This is a genomic window from Pseudomonas sp. SH10-3B, assembly GCF_019891415.1.
In the GTDB taxonomy this organism is placed as follows: Bacteria; Pseudomonadota; Gammaproteobacteria; order Pseudomonadales; family Pseudomonadaceae; genus Aquipseudomonas.
This window is the reverse complement of sequence record NZ_JAFLXD010000003.1, coordinates 166891-187171: the sequence shown is the minus strand read 5'-3', so window position 1 is coordinate 187171 and position 20281 is coordinate 166891. Positions and strand designations below refer to the sequence as shown.

The 20281-nt window shown below is 62.9% G+C and carries 19 protein-coding genes and 1 pseudogene; 4 read left to right on the top strand and 16 right to left on the bottom strand.

The genetic code is table 11. The features are described 5' to 3' along the window. Positions 1-20: 20 nt before the first annotated feature. Positions 21-107, bottom strand: a pseudogene (locus tag J1G35_RS30835) (outer membrane lipoprotein carrier protein LolA); the annotation flags it as partial. On the opposite strand from J1G35_RS30835, the gene J1G35_RS03940 reads away from it, so the two are divergent. The 4 genes from J1G35_RS03940 (at position 73) to J1G35_RS03925 (ending at position 4306) form a co-directional block, all read left to right on the top strand. Next, positions 73-1164 carry a lipocalin-like domain-containing protein gene (locus J1G35_RS03940; RefSeq protein WP_223013700.1) on the top strand — a complete coding sequence of 364 codons (1092 nt, stop codon included), beginning with the start codon at positions 73-75 and terminating at the stop codon, positions 1162-1164. The pseudogene J1G35_RS30835 and the gene J1G35_RS03940 sit on opposite strands and share 35 nt — an antisense overlap. Before the next feature lie 137 nt (positions 1165-1301). Further along, on the top strand, positions 1302-2297 hold the full coding sequence (locus J1G35_RS03935) for a hypothetical protein (RefSeq protein WP_223013620.1): 996 nt from the start codon (positions 1302-1304) through the stop codon (positions 2295-2297). A gap of 2 nt (positions 2298-2299) precedes the next feature. After that, the gene (locus J1G35_RS03930) at positions 2300-2677 is read left to right on the top strand and encodes a hypothetical protein (protein WP_223013618.1); all 378 of its coding nucleotides are present in this window, start codon (positions 2300-2302) and stop codon (positions 2675-2677) included. A 117-nt stretch (positions 2678-2794) separates the two neighbouring features. Beyond that, positions 2795-4306 (top strand): hypothetical protein, encoded by a 1512-nt coding sequence (locus J1G35_RS03925; RefSeq protein WP_223013616.1) that lies wholly within the window; start codon positions 2795-2797, stop codon positions 4304-4306. 60 nt (positions 4307-4366) lie between these two features. Here J1G35_RS03925 and J1G35_RS03920 read toward each other — a convergent pair whose 3' ends face one another. From J1G35_RS03920 to J1G35_RS03850, 15 genes are all read right to left on the bottom strand, one after another. Next, positions 4367-5464, bottom strand: coding sequence for an SMP-30/gluconolactonase/LRE family protein (locus J1G35_RS03920; RefSeq protein ID WP_223013614.1), 1098 nt, complete (start codon positions 5462-5464; stop codon positions 4367-4369). Next, on the bottom strand, positions 5461-6138 hold the full coding sequence (locus tag J1G35_RS03915) for a sterol desaturase family protein (protein ID WP_223013612.1): 678 nt from the start codon (positions 6136-6138) through the stop codon (positions 5461-5463). Before J1G35_RS03915 ends, J1G35_RS03920 begins: the two co-directional genes overlap by 4 nt. A gap of 76 nt (positions 6139-6214) precedes the next feature. Next, entirely contained in the window at positions 6215-7078 is an 864-nt protein-coding gene (locus J1G35_RS03910) for a LysR family transcriptional regulator (RefSeq protein ID WP_223013610.1), read from the bottom strand. Between the two features lie 111 nt (positions 7079-7189). Then, positions 7190-7702, bottom strand: a complete 513-nt coding sequence (locus J1G35_RS03905; protein WP_262417128.1) for a DUF2846 domain-containing protein — start codon at positions 7700-7702, stop codon at positions 7190-7192. 85 nt (positions 7703-7787) lie between these two features. Further along, positions 7788-9182 carry an amidase gene (locus J1G35_RS03900; RefSeq protein WP_223013607.1) on the bottom strand — a complete coding sequence of 465 codons (1395 nt, stop codon included), beginning with the start codon at positions 9180-9182 and terminating at the stop codon, positions 7788-7790. Then, entirely contained in the window at positions 9179-10447 is a 1269-nt protein-coding gene (locus J1G35_RS03895; RefSeq protein WP_223013605.1) for a Zn-dependent hydrolase, read from the bottom strand. Before J1G35_RS03895 ends, J1G35_RS03900 begins: the two co-directional genes overlap by 4 nt. A 13-nt stretch (positions 10448-10460) precedes the next feature. Next, positions 10461-11156 carry an ABC transporter ATP-binding protein gene (locus tag J1G35_RS03890; protein WP_053138685.1) on the bottom strand — a complete coding sequence of 232 codons (696 nt, stop codon included), beginning with the start codon at positions 11154-11156 and terminating at the stop codon, positions 10461-10463. Then, on the bottom strand, positions 11156-11905 hold the full coding sequence (locus J1G35_RS03885; protein WP_223013603.1) for an ABC transporter ATP-binding protein: 750 nt from the start codon (positions 11903-11905) through the stop codon (positions 11156-11158). The genes J1G35_RS03890 and J1G35_RS03885 overlap by 1 nt, the downstream gene beginning before the upstream one ends. Beyond that, a complete protein-coding gene (locus tag J1G35_RS03880) occupies positions 11902-12912 on the bottom strand; it encodes a branched-chain amino acid ABC transporter permease (RefSeq protein ID WP_223013601.1) in 1011 nt (336 codons plus the stop codon). The genes J1G35_RS03885 and J1G35_RS03880 overlap by 4 nt, the downstream gene beginning before the upstream one ends. 1 nt (position 12913) lies before the next feature. Continuing rightward, positions 12914-13774: a branched-chain amino acid ABC transporter permease gene (locus tag J1G35_RS03875; RefSeq protein ID WP_223013599.1), complete on the bottom strand. Its 861-nt coding sequence runs from the start codon at positions 13772-13774 to the stop codon at positions 12914-12916. 68 nt (positions 13775-13842) lie between these two features. Further along, entirely contained in the window at positions 13843-15045 is a 1203-nt protein-coding gene (locus tag J1G35_RS03870; RefSeq protein ID WP_223013597.1) for an ABC transporter substrate-binding protein, read from the bottom strand. A 123-nt stretch (positions 15046-15168) separates the two neighbouring features. Then, complete coding sequence (locus J1G35_RS03865; protein ID WP_115487043.1) at positions 15169-15939, bottom strand: FCD domain-containing protein; 771 nt, start codon at positions 15937-15939, stop codon at positions 15169-15171. 113 nt (positions 15940-16052) lie between these two features. Then, positions 16053-16796: an alpha/beta fold hydrolase gene (locus tag J1G35_RS03860; RefSeq protein ID WP_223013595.1), complete on the bottom strand. Its 744-nt coding sequence runs from the start codon at positions 16794-16796 to the stop codon at positions 16053-16055. Positions 16797-16904: 108 nt separating this feature from the next. Further along, on the bottom strand, positions 16905-18317 hold the full coding sequence (locus tag J1G35_RS03855) for an efflux transporter outer membrane subunit (protein ID WP_223013593.1): 1413 nt from the start codon (positions 18315-18317) through the stop codon (positions 16905-16907). After that, positions 18310-20280 carry a MacB family efflux pump subunit gene (locus J1G35_RS03850; protein WP_053138663.1) on the bottom strand — a complete coding sequence of 657 codons (1971 nt, stop codon included), beginning with the start codon at positions 20278-20280 and terminating at the stop codon, positions 18310-18312. Before J1G35_RS03850 ends, J1G35_RS03855 begins: the two co-directional genes overlap by 8 nt. Between the last annotated feature and the right edge of the window lies 1 nt (position 20281).

The following is a 20281-nucleotide window of genomic DNA, read 5'->3' as shown; positions in this document are numbered from 1 at the left end:
CTGTTCCTGGCTGTCCTCTCTGTAGGCGCGAGCTTGCTCGCGAAAAACCCGAGAGCGCCGCGTGCAGCCGGAATGCCCGCGTTATCGTTGACGTTTTTCGCGAGCAAGCTCGCTCCTACAGGGCTTCTTCTGTTGCTGTTAGGCGCGTGCGACCAACAACCTGCGCCGCCGGAAAGCTTCGCCGGCCTGGGCAGTGATGCGGCCGATTTTGCCCAGGTGCTGCCCGGCAAGGTCTTCAGCTTTCCCGAGGACCATGGCCCCCACGATGGCTTTCGGATCGAGTGGTGGTACGTCACCGCCAACCTCAAGGACGCCCAAGGCAATGTGTTCGGCGTGCAATGGACGCTGTTTCGCAACGCCCTCAAAGCTGGGCCGACGCAAGCGGGCTGGCACGACTCGACCGTATGGCTCGGCCACGCCGCCGTCACCTCCGCCACCCACCACTATGCCGCCGAACGCTTCGCCCGTGGCGGCGTCGGCCAGGCCGGGGCGCAGGCAGTGCCGTTCAACGCCTGGATCGACGACTGGAATTTCGCCAGCCAACCCGGTGCCGCGAGCGCGTTGGCGGACATGCAACTCAAGGCCAACGGTGCGCAATTTGCCTACGACCTGCGCCTGACCTCCAGCCGCCCGCTGGTGCTGCAGGGCGACAACGGCTACAGCCGAAAATCCGACCAGGGCCAGGCGTCGTATTACTACAGCCAGCCGTTTTTTACCGCCAATGGCAGCGTCAGCATCGACGGCACAACGTATCAAGTCAGCGGCCCGGCCTGGCTCGACCGCGAATGGAGCAGCCAACCGTTGACCGCCAGCCAGACCGGTTGGGACTGGTTCTCCCTGCACCTGGATCGAGGCGAGCAGTTGATGCTGTTTCGTGTGCGGCAAACCGACGGCGCATCCTACCTGACCGGCACCTGGATCGACCGCGAAGGCCACACCCAGACCCTGCACAACGCCGATATCCAACTGGCACCGCTGGACACAACAGTCATCGACGGACGCCACATTCCTACACGCTGGTCGCTGAAGATTCCCAGCAAGCAGCTGGATATCACCACCCAGGCTGTCAACCCGAACGCCTGGATGAACCTGAGTATTCCGTACTGGGAAGGACCGGTGCGGTTTGACGGTGGGGTGGGTTACCTGGAGATGACCGGTTATTAGGGTTGTTTCTGTAGGCGCTGTTTCTTCGTGAAGTAGGCAACTTCCCAAATGCAATTCGACCCACCTGTGCTTGTGTTCGGGGCGTAGGTGCTTGCTTATATTTCGACGCCATCTTCTTTGCATCTCGGATGTAGGGCATGGCGCAGAGCTATATCAACGACCGCACAACGGACTACACCCATTTGAAATCCCGCCTCATGGGCGGCGCCCCGAGCCAGCAGCGCTCCGATCATTTTGATGTGCTCAACCGGCACCTGCGCCCCGGTCTGGTCGCGCCGGGTCAATTGGTGATTATTCCCGATCCGTACAGCGTGAGCTGTTCGAGCGAGGAAGCCTGGTTGATGCGCCATGCCGAAACAGTTCGGCGCAATCTGGAAATGGATACCTCGGCGGGCAGGGAGTTGATCGGCAACTATGACTTGCTGCAGAGCTTCATGGCCTACGGATCGATTGGTATCGGCAGTGCGACATCGGCCTGGTCGCGGCATCTCAATGAGGTGGCGCAGACCCTGGAGGAAATCGAGCGGTTGCATCAGCGCTTGAAGGACGGTGCGTTGGACCGGGATGGCTTTATCAAACAGCGCCAGGCCTTGTTCCGGCGCTTGGATCTGCAACTGCAAGGCGCGGCACGGTTCGGCACGGGGTTGCAGGGCAATGAGTCGTTGAAGAAGGTGCTGGGGATTTCGACCAAAAGCTATCTGCATAAAGGCGAGATCGCGGGGTATGCAAAGCGCATGCGCGAGATTGCGCAGATGTCCAAGTGGTTGGGAAACGGGACTTTCATGGGGATAGCGCTGGATGTGGGCGTGACCGGGCTGGAGATCAAGGAGGCGTGTGTGACGGGACGGGAGGCGCAGTGCAGGAGGGCTAAGTATGTGGAGACGGGGAGGTTGGTGGGGGGAGTGGCGGGGGCGGCTGTCGGGGGAAAGTATGGTGCAGCCTTCGCTCTTCGTGCTTGTCACCTATTTTTGGGTATTTCGATGAAGGGCCAAGGTGCGCTTGCGTGCGCAGTTATTGGCGGCGCTGCGGCTGGGCAGGCGGTAGGCTCTGGTCTAGGTGATGAAGGTGCCTTATTGGGTGGAAAGATCCTGGAGGTCAACGGTGATTTGATCTTCGAGCCAGAGGGGGCTTAATCGTGTCGTTTTTTCTTGCCTTCACCATTGTGCATTTTGTTGGGGCGTTTGTCGTTTTGGGGCTGGCGCTGTTTGCCGAATATACAAAGCTCGACGAGGTGGAAGGTTATTTCAGTCATAACGAAAGGGTCCGCGCCAATAAGCGATTCTGGATACGAAACCGATGGATCGACAGGCAATACCGCATGCTGTTGATGTTTGATTTCCTATCTGACTCGGCACGCTATGTGAAAGCAGGTGTTGTGACCGAGGCCGAGCTGGCGTCTGTTCCATTAGGACTGAAGCGTTGGGTGTTGTGGCCCTATTACGTTGGCTTTATTTGGGTTATCGCAACAGTCGTTTGGACTGTTTGGCGTAGATGGGCCGACATCCCCATCTGAAAGGGGCTGCATTTTTTTCATAAAAATACTGTACATCCATCCAGCATTATCCTACATTCCATCCCAGGTGACCGGATGTCACCTGACCTTCAGTTTTTAACTATGGATGGATAAAAAATGAAATCGAAAAAAGCTTTTATGCTGGGCGCGGCCATGGCGGCCTCCTGCTTTGTCTCGGCCTTTGCCCTCGCTGAGCAATACCCTCACCTGGCTGCGCAAGCGGCGTCTCCCGCCGTCAAGCAAGCGTTGAAAAACGGTGCCAAGATCAAGGCCAACAAGGCAACGGCGGCCTTCAAGCAGCAACTGCTGTCGGGGGCCCAACTGAAGGCGCCGGTGGTTGGTGTCAAGGCCATTGCCGACTCGGTGGTGGAAGACAACAGCGCGCCGGCCAGGGTAACCCAGGTACAAAAAGCGACCGCCCAGCAAGCGACCGCCGTGCAGGCGGCGCTGGTCCAGGGCTGTGAGCAGACGCTGGACGTCAACTCGCTCTATACGATCAATGGGGTGCAAACCGGCGACCTGCTGTGCTATCACTTCAACCTGCCGCAGAAGGCGCGGATCAACGTTTTGCTGGTCAACCAGACGGCAGGCACCGACATGTCGTTGTCGCTGTTCCAGGACGACGGCCAGGGCAATCCGTTGCCCCTGGGCACCTCCAATAACCCCGGCACTGGCGATGAAAGCCTTGGCGGCGTGGTGCCTGCCGGTGATTACTACTGGTTCATGGAAGCCAACGCGGCGGTGCAGGGTTCGAGCTTCCAGTTCGGTGTTGCGGTCGATACCAACCTCGATGCCTTTGAACCCAATGACACCCCAGACACGGCCTTCCAACTGCCGGACACCCTCAACTACATCAACGGCAATGCCGACAGCCTGGATGACGTCGATTACTTCGATTTCACCGCAGTCCGTGGCCAGAGTGTCGGGATTGCGCTGACGGCGGATACGGCCAGTGGCAGCACGCGCAACAAATGGATTCTTGAGCGTTTCGACGGTACCCAGTGGGTCACCGTGGGCGCCAACGTCGTGTCGACCTCGGTCCCGAGCCCGGGTATCGGCGGCGTGGTCAAGGTGCGTGTGCGGCCCAACCAGCACCCGAATGAGCCGTGGAGCGCCACGGGCAAGTACAACCTGTCGTTTGGTTCCAACCCTCGGGTCAACAGCCCGGATGTGAAGGGCGAGGCGAACGTGTTGCGCATCCCGTACTCGGCTTCCAACGTGGGCTACGGCTACATGACCACCCAGGCCTATCGGAACCTGAGCTGGACCATGGGGCTGTCGGACAGCACCGGTGCACCGCTGGTGGGGCTGCACCCGATTGTCTATCTCGACCAGCACATCGACCCGGCCACCGGCAAGATCGTCTACAAGGCGTATTCGGCCGCGACCGACAGTGCGGGCCAAGCGGCGGGCACGATCAACGTAGGCACCTGCTCCGGTGATTTCCAGACCACCTTTGTCGATTACTCCCAGGGCTACAACAACACCTGGCGTACCGACTTCAATTACGGCGTGTGGCGCATGGAAGTACTGGAGTACCCGGGCATCGGCGTCGGTGGTGACAACACCGAGTTCGTCAGCTTCGGTCACCTGTGCAAGCAGACCTTGCTGAGCAGCACCAAGAGCTGAACATGAGTGATCCGTAGTACCCAGGGCATACAGGCCAGGCGCCTGTATGCCCTTTTTGCGTTATTGCGCCAACGCCAGCTTCAACGGCAAGCGCGCCATGCTCGTATTCTTCAGCGATCCCAGGTACAGCCAGTCGCCATACTCCCGGGCCGTGGTGATGGGCGAGTAATTGCCCGCGCTGCCATCCTGCAAATTAGCGATGACCTTGCCCTCGGTATCCAGCCCCAGCACAAAGGCTTTGCGCTCGATGGGCTTGGGCACCACCATCAGTGCGCGCACCATCACCTTGCGCAGTAATGGGTAGCCGGCAAAGCTGTCCAGCAGCGGGTTGCGTGGTGAGTACAGCGCCACCCAGAAGCGGTCCTGGCCGTTGAAACTGAGGTTGTCCGGCAGGCCGGGCAGGTTGTCGATAAACAGGTCGTGTTTGCCTTCGCGCTCCCCTTTGAGCCAGTAACGGCTGATGCGATAGGCGCCGGTCTCATTGACCAGCACGTAGTTTTCATCCGGGCCGAGTGCCACGCCGTTGGCGAATTGCAGTTGGTCCAGCAGCACCTCGGTGCTGCCGTTGCGCAAGTCATAACGCAGCAGGCGACCATCGCCACCATGCTCGATCACCGCCTCGCCATCCTGGCCATAACCCCAGCGGCTCGAAGCATCGCTGAAGTACGCATAGCGTCCGCTGGCATCCACTGTCACGTCATTGGTAAAGCCAAAGGCCACGCCGTTGGCGGCGGTGCTCAGGACGGTGAGTTGGCGCTGGGGATCCAACGCGAGCAAGCCCTTGACCCCGTCGGCAATGATCAAGCGCCCGTCAGGGTGCAGCGCCATGCCCAGTGGCCGCCCACCGGTGTTGGCCAGCACTTCCAGGGTGGGGCTGTCGGGTGAAGTGCGGATGATGCGCCCGTCATGCAGCCCGCTGATCAGAAGACCCTGGGCATCCAACAGCAAGGCCTCTGGCCCGGCGATGTCCTGGGCACCGATTTTCTGCACACCCTTGAGCCGCTGGTTTTCGGCAAAAGGCCCTTCCTTCATCGAAGGTGCCGTGGGCGGGGCCCAGTTCACCGGTTGCACCTTGGTCGGCATCAGCAGCAGAAAAGCGATCACCGCCAGCAGCAGCACAAACAGCAGATGACGGATTTTTTTTCGACGGGTACTCATGACGATTCCTGGTTGTCGTTGGGGTTCGGTTCCCAGTGCAAGGTGCCGAACAGGTAATCCATCAGCGGGAGGACGATATTGAAATTGCGCCCCTGCATCAGTTCGCGGCGGTGATGCAGGGCATGCAGTTGGTGCATCTGGCGAATCCACGGCAGGCGCGCCAACGCGTGGTTGGCCGGCAAATGCTCGCCGGCGTGGAACACCTCGTAGAGCAGGTAGCCGAGGATCATGCACCCGGCGAACAGACCGGCGACATTGGGGCTTATCTGCTGGAGCAACCACCAGGCGGGCAGGGTGATGACCAGGCTGTGCAGCACGATCAGCCACGCCGGGAAGAGAATCACGCGCCAGTCCCGTGGGCTGTCGTAGGTCATGTGGCCGGGGGTGAAGAAGCTGTGGTGATCGCCGGTGTGGCGCGCATAGAACAAGCGCGCCAAGGCGTGTTTGTGGTGGCCGAGGTGGCGGTGCACGAGGTAGATACAGAGGTTGAAGAACACCAGGGTCAACGGCACGGTCAGCCATTGCAGCACAGTGATCTGCGCGGTGCAGGACCAGGCCAGGGTGATGCAGACGATGCCGTAACCCAGCACAAAACCTGCATGGAGCCAGGGGTTGTAGCGCGGGGAGACGGTGGCGCGATAGCGCTCGCGAAAAGCCTCGGTAGCGTGGGGCATGGTCGGGGCTCATAGTCTTTTTGGGTGGTGACTGAGCTTAGCCGGCCTTCGCGATTGTGCTAGTCAACCGCGCGTTTCACATCAACGGATCCCAGCGTTGCGACCAGTCACTTTCGGCCTTGACCACCTCGCGCAGCAACCCCAGGGCCTGTTGCAACACCGCCGAATCCCGCGCCCGCGAGTACACCAGGAACGTCGGGAAGCTGAACTCCGGAGCCTTGGGCACGCGCTGCATCACGCCGCTGTCCAGGTAACTCTGTACCACCCGTGTGCGGAAATACCCGGCGCCGCCGTTCTCCAGAATGTACTGCAACGCCAGCGGCCCCAGATTGAAACTCACCGCAGCACGGGCCCGATCGGGCAGGGCAGCGTCGTGCTGCTGGCGGAAACCCGGGCCCCAATCGATGTAGACGTACGGGTCCGGCTTGCTCACCAACTGCACCAGGATGAGTTTTTCTTCCAGCACCTGCTCCACCTGCAACCCCGGCCAGTACTGCGGCTGGAACACCAGCGCCGCATCGAGTACGCCGAGCTCCAATTGCCGCAGCAGGTACTCGCCTTCACGCACTTCGGCACGCAGGGCATGCCCGGGAATCTGTTCGCGCAGGGCCTGGGCCCAGCCGAGCATCAGCGGGTTGCACAGGCTGACTTCACCGCCGATATGCAGCACATTGCGATAGCCATCGGGCAACGGCAGGTCGCGGCGCGCGGCTTCCCAGGTTTGCAGCAACTGGTTGGCGTACACCACAAACGCCTCGCCGTCGGCGGTCAGGCGCGCACCGGCGCGGTTACGCACGAACAGCGTACTGCCCAGCTGGTTTTCCAGGTTTTTGACGCGTGCGGTGATGGCGGTCTGGGTGACGTGCAATTTCTCGGCGGCGGCGGCCAGGCTGCCGCAGCGGGTGATTTCCAGGAAAGTGCGTGCCAGTTCGATGTCCATGAAGCCCCCGGGGATGAATGGGGGACATTGTAGAGGCAGGGGATTGGCATGCGGTCAGAAAATGTGGTGTCAGCGCTTTAGGCGCCCGCAAGAGGAACAACGGGGGGAGATTTACTTGGATTTTGCCAAGCGGTACTTGGGCATGAACTTCACGGCAGTGTCGGCAGGCAGTAGCGCCCACCGAAAATAGTGCACGGAGCCTCGATAGATATTGTTGTTCATGTCGCCCAGGGTCAAACCGTCCTTGGGTTCTGCCCACAAATCCTGATCCACCACGAAGTAGCTCTGGCCAGCCTTGACGGACAAGTCAAACTGGCGCGTGGCTTCGTCCGTGAGGATTGAGGTTTTGTTGGAGCTGACGCGGTGCACGCCGGCTGGCAAGTCCACCTTGAAGTAGCCGCCGGTAGGCAGCCCCCCAAGACTCTTGCCATCGACGTGGACTTCGGTGATGAAGTGCGGGCTCATGAGGCGATACTCGCGCACGAAGTAAACGGTTGCCTTGTCGCTGGCTGTTTGGGCTGGCTGTGTGAAGTAAGGCTGACCCAGCAGTGGGTCGGTGTGCGCGCAGCCTTGCAAGCAGGCAAGCGCCAAGAAAAGACCTATCGATGTGAGTGTTCTTGGCATTGCGTAAAACTCCTGAAAACGTTGAGGGCGCGAGAATAGCACTGAGTCAGGCGTCAACGCATTCCGCAGGCACAGTGGCTATTTGTCAGACCGGGGCCTGCAAGTGTCGGGTTGGAAATGCTCGCGCATACACCTGGCATACCTTCAACACCTGCTCATCGGCAAACCGCGCGCCCACCACATGCAACCCCACCGGCAAGCCATTCGCCGCCAACCCGCAGGGCACCGACGCCGCCGGTTGCTGGGTGAGGTTGAAGGGGTAGGTGAACGGCGTCCACTGCGTCCATTCCTGCATCCCGGAACCGGGTGGTACGTTGTGCCCCGCTTCGAACGCGGTGATCGGCATCATCGGCGAGACCAGCACGTCGTAGTGCTCATGGAACGCCGCCATGCGGGCCACCAGTGCCGCTCGCGCTTCCAGGGCCGCAGTGAAGTCATCCAGGCTCAACTGTTCGCCGCGCTGGGCAATGCGCAGCAGGCCAGGGTCCAGCAGGTATTTTTGCGCCTCGCTCATGGCCCCGGTCAGGCGCGCCGCACCCGCCGCCCACAAGGTGCTGAACACCTCCAGCGGATCGCTGAAACCGGGGTCGATCTGCTCGACATGGGCGCCCAACTGCACCAGGCCCTCGACCGCCTGGGCAACCACCTTGGCCACCTGCGGGTCGACATCCACGTAGCCAAACGTGGGGCTGTAGGCCACGCGCAGGCCTTTTAAATCCGCGGCCGGCGTGAGCCATGGCGTGGTCCTCGGCGCACCGAGCAGGCCGTCCCGCGCATCCGGTTGTGCGACGGCCTGCAGCATCAACACGCTGTCTTCCACGGTGCGGGTCATCGGCCCCAGGTGCGAGAGGATGGTCATCGAACTGGCCGGCCATTGCGGTACATAGCCGAACGTCGGCTTGATCCCGAAGGTGCCGGTAAACGCACAGGGGATGCGGATCGAGCCGCCGGCATCGCTGCCCTGGTGCAGCACGCCCAGGTTCAATGCAGCTGCCGCGCCCGCGCCGCCAGACGAGCCGCCTGCGGTGGTGCGCGTGTCCCACGGGTTGCGCGTGATGCCGTACAGCGGGTTGTCGGTGACGCCTTTCCAGCCGAATTCCGGGGTGGTGGTCTTGCCCAGCAGCACCGCGCCGGCCTGGCGCATAAAGGCCGGGAAGGGCGCGTCGACGTCCCACGGGCCCTCGGCCGAGGTGGTGCGCGAGCCTTTGCGGGTGGGCATGCCGATCGTCAGCGTGAGGTCCTTGATCGACGCCGGTACGCCGTCCAGCGCACCGCAGGGCGCGCCTTTGAACCAGCGTGCTTGCGACGCACGCGCCGCGTGCAGCGCACCCTCGGGGTCGACATGGCAGTAGGCGTTCACCACCGGGTTGTAGCGTTCGATGCGCAGCAGCGCGTCTTCGGTGACTTCCACCGGCGACAGGGTCTTATCGCGAAAATGCGCCAGCAGTTGTACGGCCGTCAGCTCACCTATCTCACTCATGCCTGCTCCCCCTGCGCCGCATTGACCATGGCGCGCAGCAACACTGCGCAGCCCGCCGCCAGGTCATCCGGCGCGGCGTTCTCGATTTCGTTATGGCTGATGCCGCCTTCGCACGGCACAAAGATCATCCCGGCCGGGCCCAGTTCGGCGACGAAAATCGCGTCATGCCCGGCGCCGCTGACGATGTCCATATGGCTCAGGCCCAAGGCCGCCGCCGCATCGCGCACGGCGTTGACGCAGGCCGGGTGGAAGTCCAGCGGCGGGAAGTCGGCGGTGGGTGTCAGCTCAACGCTCAGGCCATGGCGCAGGGCGGTGGCGTCGATCACGCCGCGCACTTCATCGACCATGGCTTGCAGCTTATCGGCATGCAGGTGGCGCAGGTCTATGGTCATGTGCACCTGGCCGGGAATCACATTGCGCGAGCCCGGGTGCAGGCTCAGGCAGCCAACGGTGCCGCAGGCGTGAGGTTGTTGTTGATGGGCGATACGGTTGACCGCGCTGACCACCTCGGCGGCGCCCACCAGGGCGTCCTTGCGCAAGTGCATGGGCGTCGGGCCGGCATGGGCTTCCACGCCTGTGAGAGTCAGGTCGAACCACTTCTGGCCGAGGCAACCCATCACCACCCCGAGGGTGATGGCCTGGTCTTCCAGCACCGGGCCCTGTTCGATATGCGCTTCGAAATACGCACCGACCGTGTGGCCCAACACCGCGCGGGCACCGGCATAGCCGATGCGCTGCAATTCGGCGCCCACCGACAGGCCTTGCTCGTCCTGCTTGTCGAGGGTGTCCTGCAAGTCGAACTTACCGGCAAATACCCCGGAGCCCATCATGCACGGCGGGAAGCGCGAGCCTTCTTCATTGGTCCACACCACCACTTCGAGCGGCGCTTCGGTCTCGATCTTCAAGTCATTGAGGGTGCGGATCACTTCCAGACCGGCCATCACCCCGTAGCAGCCATCGAACTTGCCACCGGTGGGCTGGGTGTCGATATGGCTACCGGTCATCACCGGCGGCAGGGCCGGATTGCGCCCAGGGCGACGGGCGAAAATATTGCCGATGGCGTCGACACTGACACTGCACCCGGCGGCTTCGCACCACTGTACAAACAGGTCACGGGCCTGGCGGTCCAGGTCGGTGAGGGCCAGGCGGCACACGCCGCCTTTGACCGTGGCGCCGAGTTGGGCCAGGTCCATCAGCGATTGCCACAGGCGGTCGCGGTTGATCAGCGGGGCGTTGCTCTGGAGCGGTTGCGCAAAACTGTTCATGTGCAATCTCCCATCAGGCGCTTAGGGCCAGGTAGCGGTTCTTGATTGTCGGGTCGGCGCGGAAGGCGGCGGCGCTGCCCTCGTAGACCACACGGCCCTGTTCGAGGACGTAATGGCGGTCGGCGAGCTTGTCGCAGACCATCAGGTTCTGTTCCACCAGCAGCACTGGCAGGCCGTCGTCCTTGACCTTGCGCAGGATCTTCACCAGTTCGTCGACGATCACCGGAGCGAGGCCTTCGGTGGGTTCGTCAAGGATCAGCAGCTTGGGGTCGTTGAGCAGGGCGCGGGCGATGGCGAGCATCTGTTGCTCGCCGCCGGAGAGCGCATGGCCGGCGTTTTTGCGCCGTTCCTTGAGGCGCGGGAACATGCCGTACACGTCTTCGAGCTGCCAGCGGCTACTCTTGCGCGCGGCAATGCGCAGATTTTCCTCGACGGTGAGCAGGCGGAAGATCCCGCGATTCTCCGGCACCAGCGCCAGGCCCTGACGCGCGATTTCAAAGATTTTCTGCCCCACCAGCGCCTGGCCGTTGAAGTGGATCTGGCCCTGGCGCGGGCAGATGATGCCGAGGATGCTGCGCAAGGTGGTGGTCTTGCCCGCACCATTGCGCCCGAGCAGCGTCACCAGTTCGCCAGGGTTGACGGTCAGCGACACGCCTTCAAGCACATGGCTCTTGTCATAGTAGGAATGGATATTCTCGACGATCAGCATCAGGCAGCCTCCCCAAGATAAGCCGTGCGCACACGTTCATCGGCACGCACGAACTCCGGCGTGCCTTCCACCAGGATTTGCCCGTGGCTCATCACCGTGATGCGTTGGCTGATGGACATGACGATGCTCATGTTGTGTTCGATCAACAGCACCGTGTGGTCGCGGCCGAGGTCGCTGATCAACTGGGTCATGATCGGGATGTCATCGATGCCCATGCCCGAGGTGGGCTCGTCGAGCATCAACAATTTCGGCTTGGAGCAGATCGACATGCCCACCTCCAGCACCCGTTGCTGGCCGTGGGACAACTCGCCGGCCAGGGTCTCGGCGCGAGCGGTAAGTTGCAGGCGTTCGAGCACCTGGTCGGCCATCTCCAGGTGTTCGCGCCGGCTGTCCACGCGGCGCCAGAAGTTCAGCGCGCGCGCACCGTCGCGGCCTTGGGCGGCCAGGCGCAGGTTCTCGCGCACGCTGAGGTTCTGGAACAGGCTGGTGAGCTGGAACGAGCGCGCCATGCCCAGGCCGACGCGCGCGTGGGCCGGCTTGCGCATCAGGTTTTTGCCGTCGAAGTGAATCGCCCCGGCCGTGGCCTGGCGTTCACCGGTCAGGCAGTGGAACAGGCTGGTCTTGCCCGCGCCGTTGGGGCCGATGATGGTGTGGATGGTGCCGGCTTCGACCTTGAGGTTCACGCCGTTCACCGCACGGAACGCGCCATAGGCCAGTTCCAGGTCTTTGGTTTCCAGCAGGATGCTCATAGCCCTTCCTCCTTGGCGACGACGGCTGCCTTGCGACTGCCGCGCACGCGCTCGAACAACGCAGCCAGGCCGCCCCACAAACCGCCGCGCATGAAGATCACCACCAGGATCAGGATCACCCCCAGCAGCATCAACCAGCGCGGCCACAGGTCGGAGAGAAAATCCCCCAGCAGCACGATGGAACCGGCGCCCAGCAACGAGCCGAACAGCGAGCCGGTGCCGCCGATGATGGTCATGATCAGGATGTTCTCGGACATCGCCAGGTCGATATTCGACAGCGGCACAAAGTGCAGCAGCATGGCGTACAGCGCCCCGGCGATGCCGGTGACCGCGCCCGACAGCACGAACACCAGGATCTTGAAGTGCCGCGTGTCGTAGCCGATGGCCGAGGCGCGGGTTTCGTTTTCGCGGATCGCCATCAACGTGCTGCCGAACGGCGAGGCGATCACCCGGCGTGCGCCGATGAAGATCAGCAGGAACAGCACCGCGACAAAACCATAGAACGCGCGGGCATCGGCCAGGGACAACAGCACGGTGTCGCCGATGCGGATTTCCGGGCGTGGCACGCTGAGCAGGCCGTTATCGCCGCCGGTCCAGTCGCTCAAGGTGTAGGCGACGAAGTAGGCCATCTGGCTGAACGCCAACGTGAGCATCACGAAGTAGATGCCGGTGCGCCGGATCGCCAGGGCGCCCACCAGCAGGGCCAGGAAACCACCGGCGAAGGCAGCGCCGAGCAACGCGGTGAACAAACCCAGTTGCAGGTGGATCATCAGCAGCGCCGCGCAGTAGGCGCCGGCACCAAAGAAGATGCCTTGGCCGAATGACAGCAGCCCGGTGTAGCCCAGCAACAGGTTGCAGGCCAGGGCGGCCATGGCGAAGATCAGGATCTCGGTGGCCAGGGTCGCCGAGGGCAATATCAAGGGCAGGCCGATCAGCACCGCCAATACCCACAACACCATGGCGCGCGATTGCGTTTTGGCAAACGGCAGAGGATTTTTCTCGCTCATGTCAGGCTCTCCCAAACAGGCCGTAAGGGCGTACCAGAATCACCACGGCCATGGCGCCGTAGATCATCAGGCTCGCGCCTTGGGGCCAGAGTGTGGTCATCAGGCTTTGCACCACGCCCACCAGCAAACCGCCGACCAGGGCACCGCTGAACGAGCCCATGCCGCCGATCACCACCACCACGAAGGCGATGCCGAGGATCTCCGGGCCAACGAACGGCTGGGCGCCGCGCAACGGTGCGAACAGCACGCCTGCCATGCCGGCCAGGCCCACGCCGAGGGCAAAGGTCATGGAGAACAGGCGAAAGATATTCGTGCCGAGCAGCGACACGGTCTCGGTGCTTTCACTGCCGGCGCGCACCAGGGCGCCGAAGCGCGTGCGTTCCAGCAGCAGCCACAGGCCCAGGCCAATCAAAGCGGAAAACACAATCAGGAACAGGCGGTAGTAGGGGTAGACGAAATCACCCACCACCAGCACGCCGCGCAGCAGTTCCGGTACGGCGACGCTTTTGCCCACCGGGCCCCAGATCATCACGCTGGCTTCCTGGATGATCAGCGCGATGCCCAGCGTGACCAGGATCTGGAACATGTGCGGCAAGTGATAGATCCGCTGGATCAACAAGCGCTCGATCACCCAGGCCAACGCGGCCACTACCAGCGGCGCAATCAGCAGCGCCAGCCAGAAGTTGCCGGTGAGGCTCACGGCGGTGTAGCAGATGTAGGCGCCCAGCAGGAAGAACGCGCCGTGGGCGAAGTTGACGAAGTTGAGCAGGCCGAAAATGATCGTCAGCCCGACCGCGATCAGGAAGTAGATCATCCCCAATCCAAGGCCGTTGAGTATCTGGAACAGGTAAAGATTAAGCATGCAGGAACCCTCGAACAGGTGGCCGCCGGGGCGGCCCTGCCGTGTACAACCGGTGATGTTTTAACGGATCAGGCGAGCGTGCAGCCCGTGGCTTCCACCGGCGGGAATGACTGGCCGGCGCTGAGCACCTTGGCCAGGTCATCCTTGTCGGCCATGTCGCCGGCGGCCTTGCCGACCAGCAGGTAGTAGTCCTTGATCACCTGGTGGTCGCCGGCGCGGATCGATTCCTTGCCGGTGGGGCCGTCGAAGCTCAGGCCCTGCATGGCCTTGGCCACGGTCGGCCCGTCGAAGCTGCCGGTGGCGATGATGGTGTCGAGCATGACCTTGGTGCTGATGTAGTCGGCGGCCAGCGGGTAGGTGGGGTTGATGCCGTACTTGGCCTGGGTCAGCTTGACCAGTTCGCGGTTGAGTGGGGTATCGACCTGGTGCCAGTACTGCGCGCCGAGGTACACGCCGTCGAGGATGTCGCTGCCCAGTTCCTGGAACTGGTCGAGGCCGGCGGACCACACCAGCAGCACTTTCATGCGCTCCTTGATGCCGAAGTTCACTGCCTGGCGCAGGGTGTTGGACGATTGGCTGCCGAAATTCAGCAACACCAGCACGTCGGGTTTGGTGGAGATGGCGTTGGTCAGGTAGCCGGAGAATTCCTGTTCCTGCAGCGAGTGGTAGCTGTTGCCGACGTGTTCCAGGCCGTGTTCCTTGAGTACGTTTTTGGCGCCTTCGAGCAGTGCTTCGCCGAACACATATTGGGGCGTGATGGTGTACCAGCGCTTGGCGTCCGGCAGCAGCTTGATCAGCGGCACCATGGTTTCGCGGATCGCGCCGTAGGTGGGCACCGACCAGCGAAACGTGGCGTGGTTGCAGTCTTTGCCGGTGACCTCATCGGCACCCACCGGGGTCATGAACACGCCGCCGACCTTGTCGACCTCCTTGGCCACCGCCAGCGCCGACGACGACAGTGTGCAGCCCTGGAAGAAGCGTGCGCCGTCCTGCTGGATCGCCTCCTGCACCTTGCGCACGGCCTTGCCGGCGTTGCCCTCGGTGTCGATGACCTTGTAGTTCAACGGGCGGCCCAGCAGCTCGGTGTGTTGTGCCACCGCCAGGCGCGAACCCATGTCGGCAAACTTGCCATAGCTGGCAAAGGCGCCGGACATGGACTTGAGGCCGTAAAAGGTAAAGGGCTCGGCGGCGAATGCGGACCGTACGCCCAGCGGAAGACTGAGGGCGGCTGCGGCGGTAAGACTGGCTTTCAATAACGTACGACGCTGCATGGGGTGACTCCCTGGTTTAGTTATTGGCAGGAGTGGCAAGGGCGATACGGTGGAGCAAGGGCCTGTGGGCAGGCCTGTTATTGGGATAACGCAGTGAATGCAGTCAACTGTGGGAGGGGGGGGTCAGTGGTTGTGGTCGAACTCCAGTAGAAAGTGCGGGCTGACCTGGCCTTCCAGCGCCGTCATATGGTGTTCGGCGTCGCACATATGTTCATGCATCAGGCTGCGTACCGCGCCTTCATCCCCGGCGCGAAAGGCGCTCAGCAGCTGTTTGTGATAATCCAGGTTGGCCGCGTCGAACTGCTTGCGCTTGGGCTTGTAAGCTTTTTTCAGCACCACCAGGTCGCGCAGCAGGTCGTTGAGAAACTGCGCCATAAAGCTCAACAACGGATTGGGGCAGGCCTTGGCCAGCAGGTTGTGGAACTCCAGTTCCGCCAAGCGTTGCTCACGCTGGCCGGCTTCGCTGTCTTCGGGGGCGCTGCAGAAATCCACGTTGTCCTGCAATGCCCGGTAGTCGTCTTCACTCAGGCGCCCGAGCACTGACACCGCCAGCTCCACTTCGATGACCTTGCGCAATTGGTACACCTGCTCGCCATCCAGATGCTGGAAGTGCAGGTAGTTACGCAGGGCACGGCTGGCCGGTTCAGTGCCGGCCTGGTTCAGGTAGGCACCGCCGCTGGGGCCCGTGCGCGTACTCACCAGCCCCTCGACCTCCAGGGCCTTGAGCGCTTCACGGGCCGAGCCCTTGGAGCACTGGAAGCTTTCCATCAGCTCACGCTCGGTGGGCAGGCGGTCGCCGGGCTTCAACGCGTCGGTGACGATGGAGCGCTTGACCGACTCGACAATTACATCGGACAGCTTCTGGCGTTTGCGGCGTAGCGGGCGGGTCAGCATGGGTTCGATTTATCTTATTAATGCGGATAAATAGCACTTAATAACGATTGGACCGGAGCGTCAACGCAGGGTGTCGTTTTCGGCGGCAACAGGTCGTAAACGACGCACTGCGGCTAATCACCCGAATCAAGGCAGCGGGTAGACGGGGGCGGTTGCTTGCCGTAGGCCAGGAAGTCGCCCACCCATCGGTTGATACACCCGCCGGCGTCGGGGCTGGCGGGCTCCTTGAGGCGCAGTTGGGCGACCTCGACGGTGTCGGTCGTCCCGGGTTGCGCGTTGACCAGCACCATGCGCGCGACCCGTTCGGGGAACAGCGCAGCGTAGCGGCTGCCCAGGCGCGTAGCGTGGGTGTTACCCAGGTAATGCAGTTGTGCGTCGCCCAGTTGGGCGCGGACATATTCCATATCCCGTACCGCCTGCTCGACGCCCTCTTCCTGGGTGAGGTCGCGGGCGCTGAGTTCGATAACGTCGTAGCGGTTGAGCAGCGTGCGATAGGCCTGTGTGGAATAGCTGTTCCAGCGGCTGGCGAGGTCAATGGCGAGGGTGTTTTCGGTGTTCTCTTGCGCAGCATCGCCGGCCTGGACGAAGACGATCCCCTCGCGGCTCAGCGGCTCGCGGGCGCCGACACGGGTCAGGTAGAGGCGCTGCTCGCCTTCCCGAGGGACGGCATGGTTGCGCGGGACGTTCACGACGCCGCATTGGGTACGCGCCAGTACCTCAGGGTCGAGCCGTTCGGCGGCGGGCAGGGGGCAATCGAGCAGCCAATCGATGGTGGTGGGCTTGATCAGTGGCTGTGCCTGGCCAAGGTGGGCCAGCAGCCAGAAACAGCCGCCGGCGAGGTATTTTGCAACATTCATCCAGAGGTCCCTGGCAGCCGTGTGATAGCGGCTTTTTTTACCAAGGAACCTGGGGAGAAGAATGTAGGGGCGGTAGACGACTTGCGTACGAAACTGGAGTTTCGTTTTTCAGAAGTTGGTTTTCCAACCGCCGCCCAATGCCTTGTACAGGGCGATGCTGGCCTGCAGGCGTGACAGTCGCAATTGCACGTTCAAGTCCTGGGCGGCGTACAAGGTGCGCTGGGTTTCCAATACCGTGAGCAGGTCTTCGGCGCCCGCCTGGTAGCGGCTTTCGGCGATCTGGAAGGCGGTCCGGGCCTGTTGCAGTTCTTCGGTTTGCCATTGGCGCTGCTGGTCCAGGCGGGTGATGGTGCTGAGGGCTTTTTCCACATCGGCAAAGCCGTTGATGATCGCACCTCGGTAGGTTTGCAGCAGCTCGTCCTGGCGGGCGCTGACCTTGTCACGCTCGGCACTTAAACGGCCGTTGTTGAAGATCGGCGCGACCAGGCCGGCCGTCAACGTGTAGTAGGGGCTGCGCAGGATGTCCAGGGCCTTGTAGGCGTCGGAGCCGAGTGTGGCGCCGAGGGTCAGGGCAGGCAGCATGGCGGCGCGGGCCACGCTGACGTCCGCTTGCGCCGCCGCCAATTCGGCCTCGGCCTTGGCGATGTCCGGGCGGCGGCTGAGCAACTGGCTGGGCATGCCGGCGTCGATGGTTGGCCAGGTCAGGTCCTGGAAGGGTTCGGTGCCCAACTCCAGGGCCTGGACCGGCTGGCCGAGGAGGGCGGCGAGGGTGATCTGGGATTCTTCGGCCAGTTGTTCAATCAACGGCAGTTGGCGTTGCTGGCTGGCCACCAGGCTTTTCTGCTGGGCCAGTTCGAGGGCCGTGGCGGAGCCTGCGTCGTAGCGGGTCTGTACCAGGTCGAGCACGTTACGTGCATTGGCCAGGTTCAACGCGGCGATCTGCTGGCGTTGGCGCGCGGCCAGGGTCTGCGCGTAACGGTCGGCCACGTTGCTGAGCAAGGTCAGTTCCACGGTGGCCTGGTCGAACTCGCTGGCGCGCAGGCTGTGCAGGGCGCTGTCGCGGGCAGCGGCGCGGCCGCCCCAGAAGTCGACTTCATAACTGGCGGTCAGGTTGGCGCCGAAATTGTCCACGGCGTCATCGCTTTGCGAGGCGTCCAGGTCCGGTCCGCCTTTGCCGCGCAGGAGTTTCTGGTGGCTGGTGGAGAGGTTGAACTTCACCTCGGGCAACAGCGGTGCTCCAGCGATCACCGCACTGGCCTGGGCCTGGCGCACGCGGGCCATGGCGGCGGCGACGTCGACACTGTCACGGCGGGCCTGCTCGACCAGGCGGTTCAATTGCGGGCTGCCGAACTGCGTCCACCAGCGCTGGTTGGTGGCCTGGGCCGCGTCGCGCTCGGCGAACTGCCAGGCGGCCGGCGGCGCAATACCGCTGTCCACAGCGGGAGGGTCACCGGCGCAGGCGGTGAGCAGCAGGCACAGGCCAAGTGCGGGCAGGGGTGAGGGGATGGATCGTTTATTCACTGGTCAACGCCTTAACCGGATCGAGCCGGGCAGCTTTACGGGCCGGCATAAAGCCGAATACGACGCCGGTGACCAGCGCGCAACCAAATGCGCCAAGCACCGCCACCAGGGAAAACTGCACCGCCACCTGGGCCAGCACCAGCACGCCGCCCACCAGCAGGGCCAGGGCAATGCCGCAGAGGCCGCCGACCACCGACAGCATCACCGCCTCGGTCAGGAACTGGCGCAGGATGTCGCGCTGGCGTGCGCCGGTGGCCATGCGGATGCCGATCTCACGGGTCCGCTCGCGCACGGTCATCAGCATGATGTTCATCACGCCGATACCGCCCACCAGCAGGGAGATCGCGGCAATCGAGCCGAGCATCAGCGACAGGGTGTTCTGGGTCCGCGCCTCGGCCTGGATCATCGCCGCGTTGTTGGTCAGTTCGTAGTCGCGCTTGCCGTTGTGCAGTTTTTGCATCAGTTGGTCGATGGCCACCTCGGCCTCGCGGACCTTGCGCGCATCGGCGGCGGCAATCACCACGTATTCGGGGTCGTAGCTGCCGAACAGCCGCACGCTGGCGGCGGTGTAGGGGATGGCGATACGGTCATCGCTGTCTTTGTTACCGGAGCTGGCGCCTTTTTCCGCCAGCACGCCGATCACCTGGAACGGGACGTTCTCGATCAGAATGTACTGGCCGATGGGGTCGACCTCACCCTTGAACAGCTTTTCACGCACACGGTGTCCGATTACCGCCACGGTGGCGGCTGCACGTTCGTCGGCCGCCGTGAAGTAACTGCCCTCGACCACCGGCCAATTGAAAATCACCGGGAAGTTGGTGTCGTTGCCACCCACATAGGCCATGTAGTCGACGTTGCCGAAGCGCACCCCGGCCTCGCTGCCATTGACCGGCATGATGCGCTGGACCTGCGGTAATGCCGCCAGGGCGTGAACATCGTCGAGGGTCACAATCCCCTGCGGCGTGCGCGGGTTGGGCGAGGATCCACTGAGGTAAATAATGTTGGAACCGAACGCCCCCATCTGCGCCATGACCTGGCGCTTGCTGCCTTCCCCGACCGCCAGCATCACCACCACTGAAGCCACGCCGATGATGATCCCCAGCAAGGTCAGTGCGGTGCGGAAACGGTTGATCCACATCACCCGCCAGGCGGCTTGCACCGCGTCGAGCAATTCGGCTTTCCACGCGCCATTGTGTTCGGCGCCGTCAGCCAGGCGCTGGCGCAGGTCCACGGCTTGCAACGCGCCGCGGGTGGCCGGCGGCGGCGCTGCGCCGTCATCGGCCGAGTCACTGATGATCAGGCCGTCGCGAATCTCGATCATGCGGTTGGCCCGCGCTGCCACCTCACGGTCGTGGGTGATGAGGATGACCACGTGGCCCTGGTTGGCCAGTTCGTCGAGCAGGGTCATCACCTCGGCGCCGCTGTGGCTGTCGAGGGCGCCGGTGGGTTCATCGGCGAGGATGATGTGGCCGCCGTTCATCAGCGCCCGAGCGATCGAGACGCGCTGCTGCTGCCCGCCGGACAACTGGTGCGGCCGGTTGCCGGTGCGTTCGGCCAGGCCCAGCCGCGTGAGCAGGGCGTTGGCGCGGGCATGGCGCTCGGCAGCGCTGATGCCGGCATAGATCGCCGGCATCTCGACGTTCTCCTGGGCCGAGCCCGAGGGGATCAGGTGATAGCCCTGGAATACAAAGCCAAAGGCCTCGCGGCGTAGCCAGGCGAGTTCGTCGCTGTCCAGGTGGGCGACGTTCTCACCCGCGAACAGGTACTCGCCTGTGCTTGGGCGGTCGAGGCAACCGAGGATATTCATCAGCGTGGACTTGCCGGAGCCGGAAGCCCCGACGATGGCGACGAATTCCCCGGCATGGATCGACAGGTCGATGCCGCGCAACACGTCGACCTGCGGGCTGTCGCCGCCGCCGTAGGATTTGCGGATGTTCTTGAGTTCGATCAGCGGCGTGGTCACC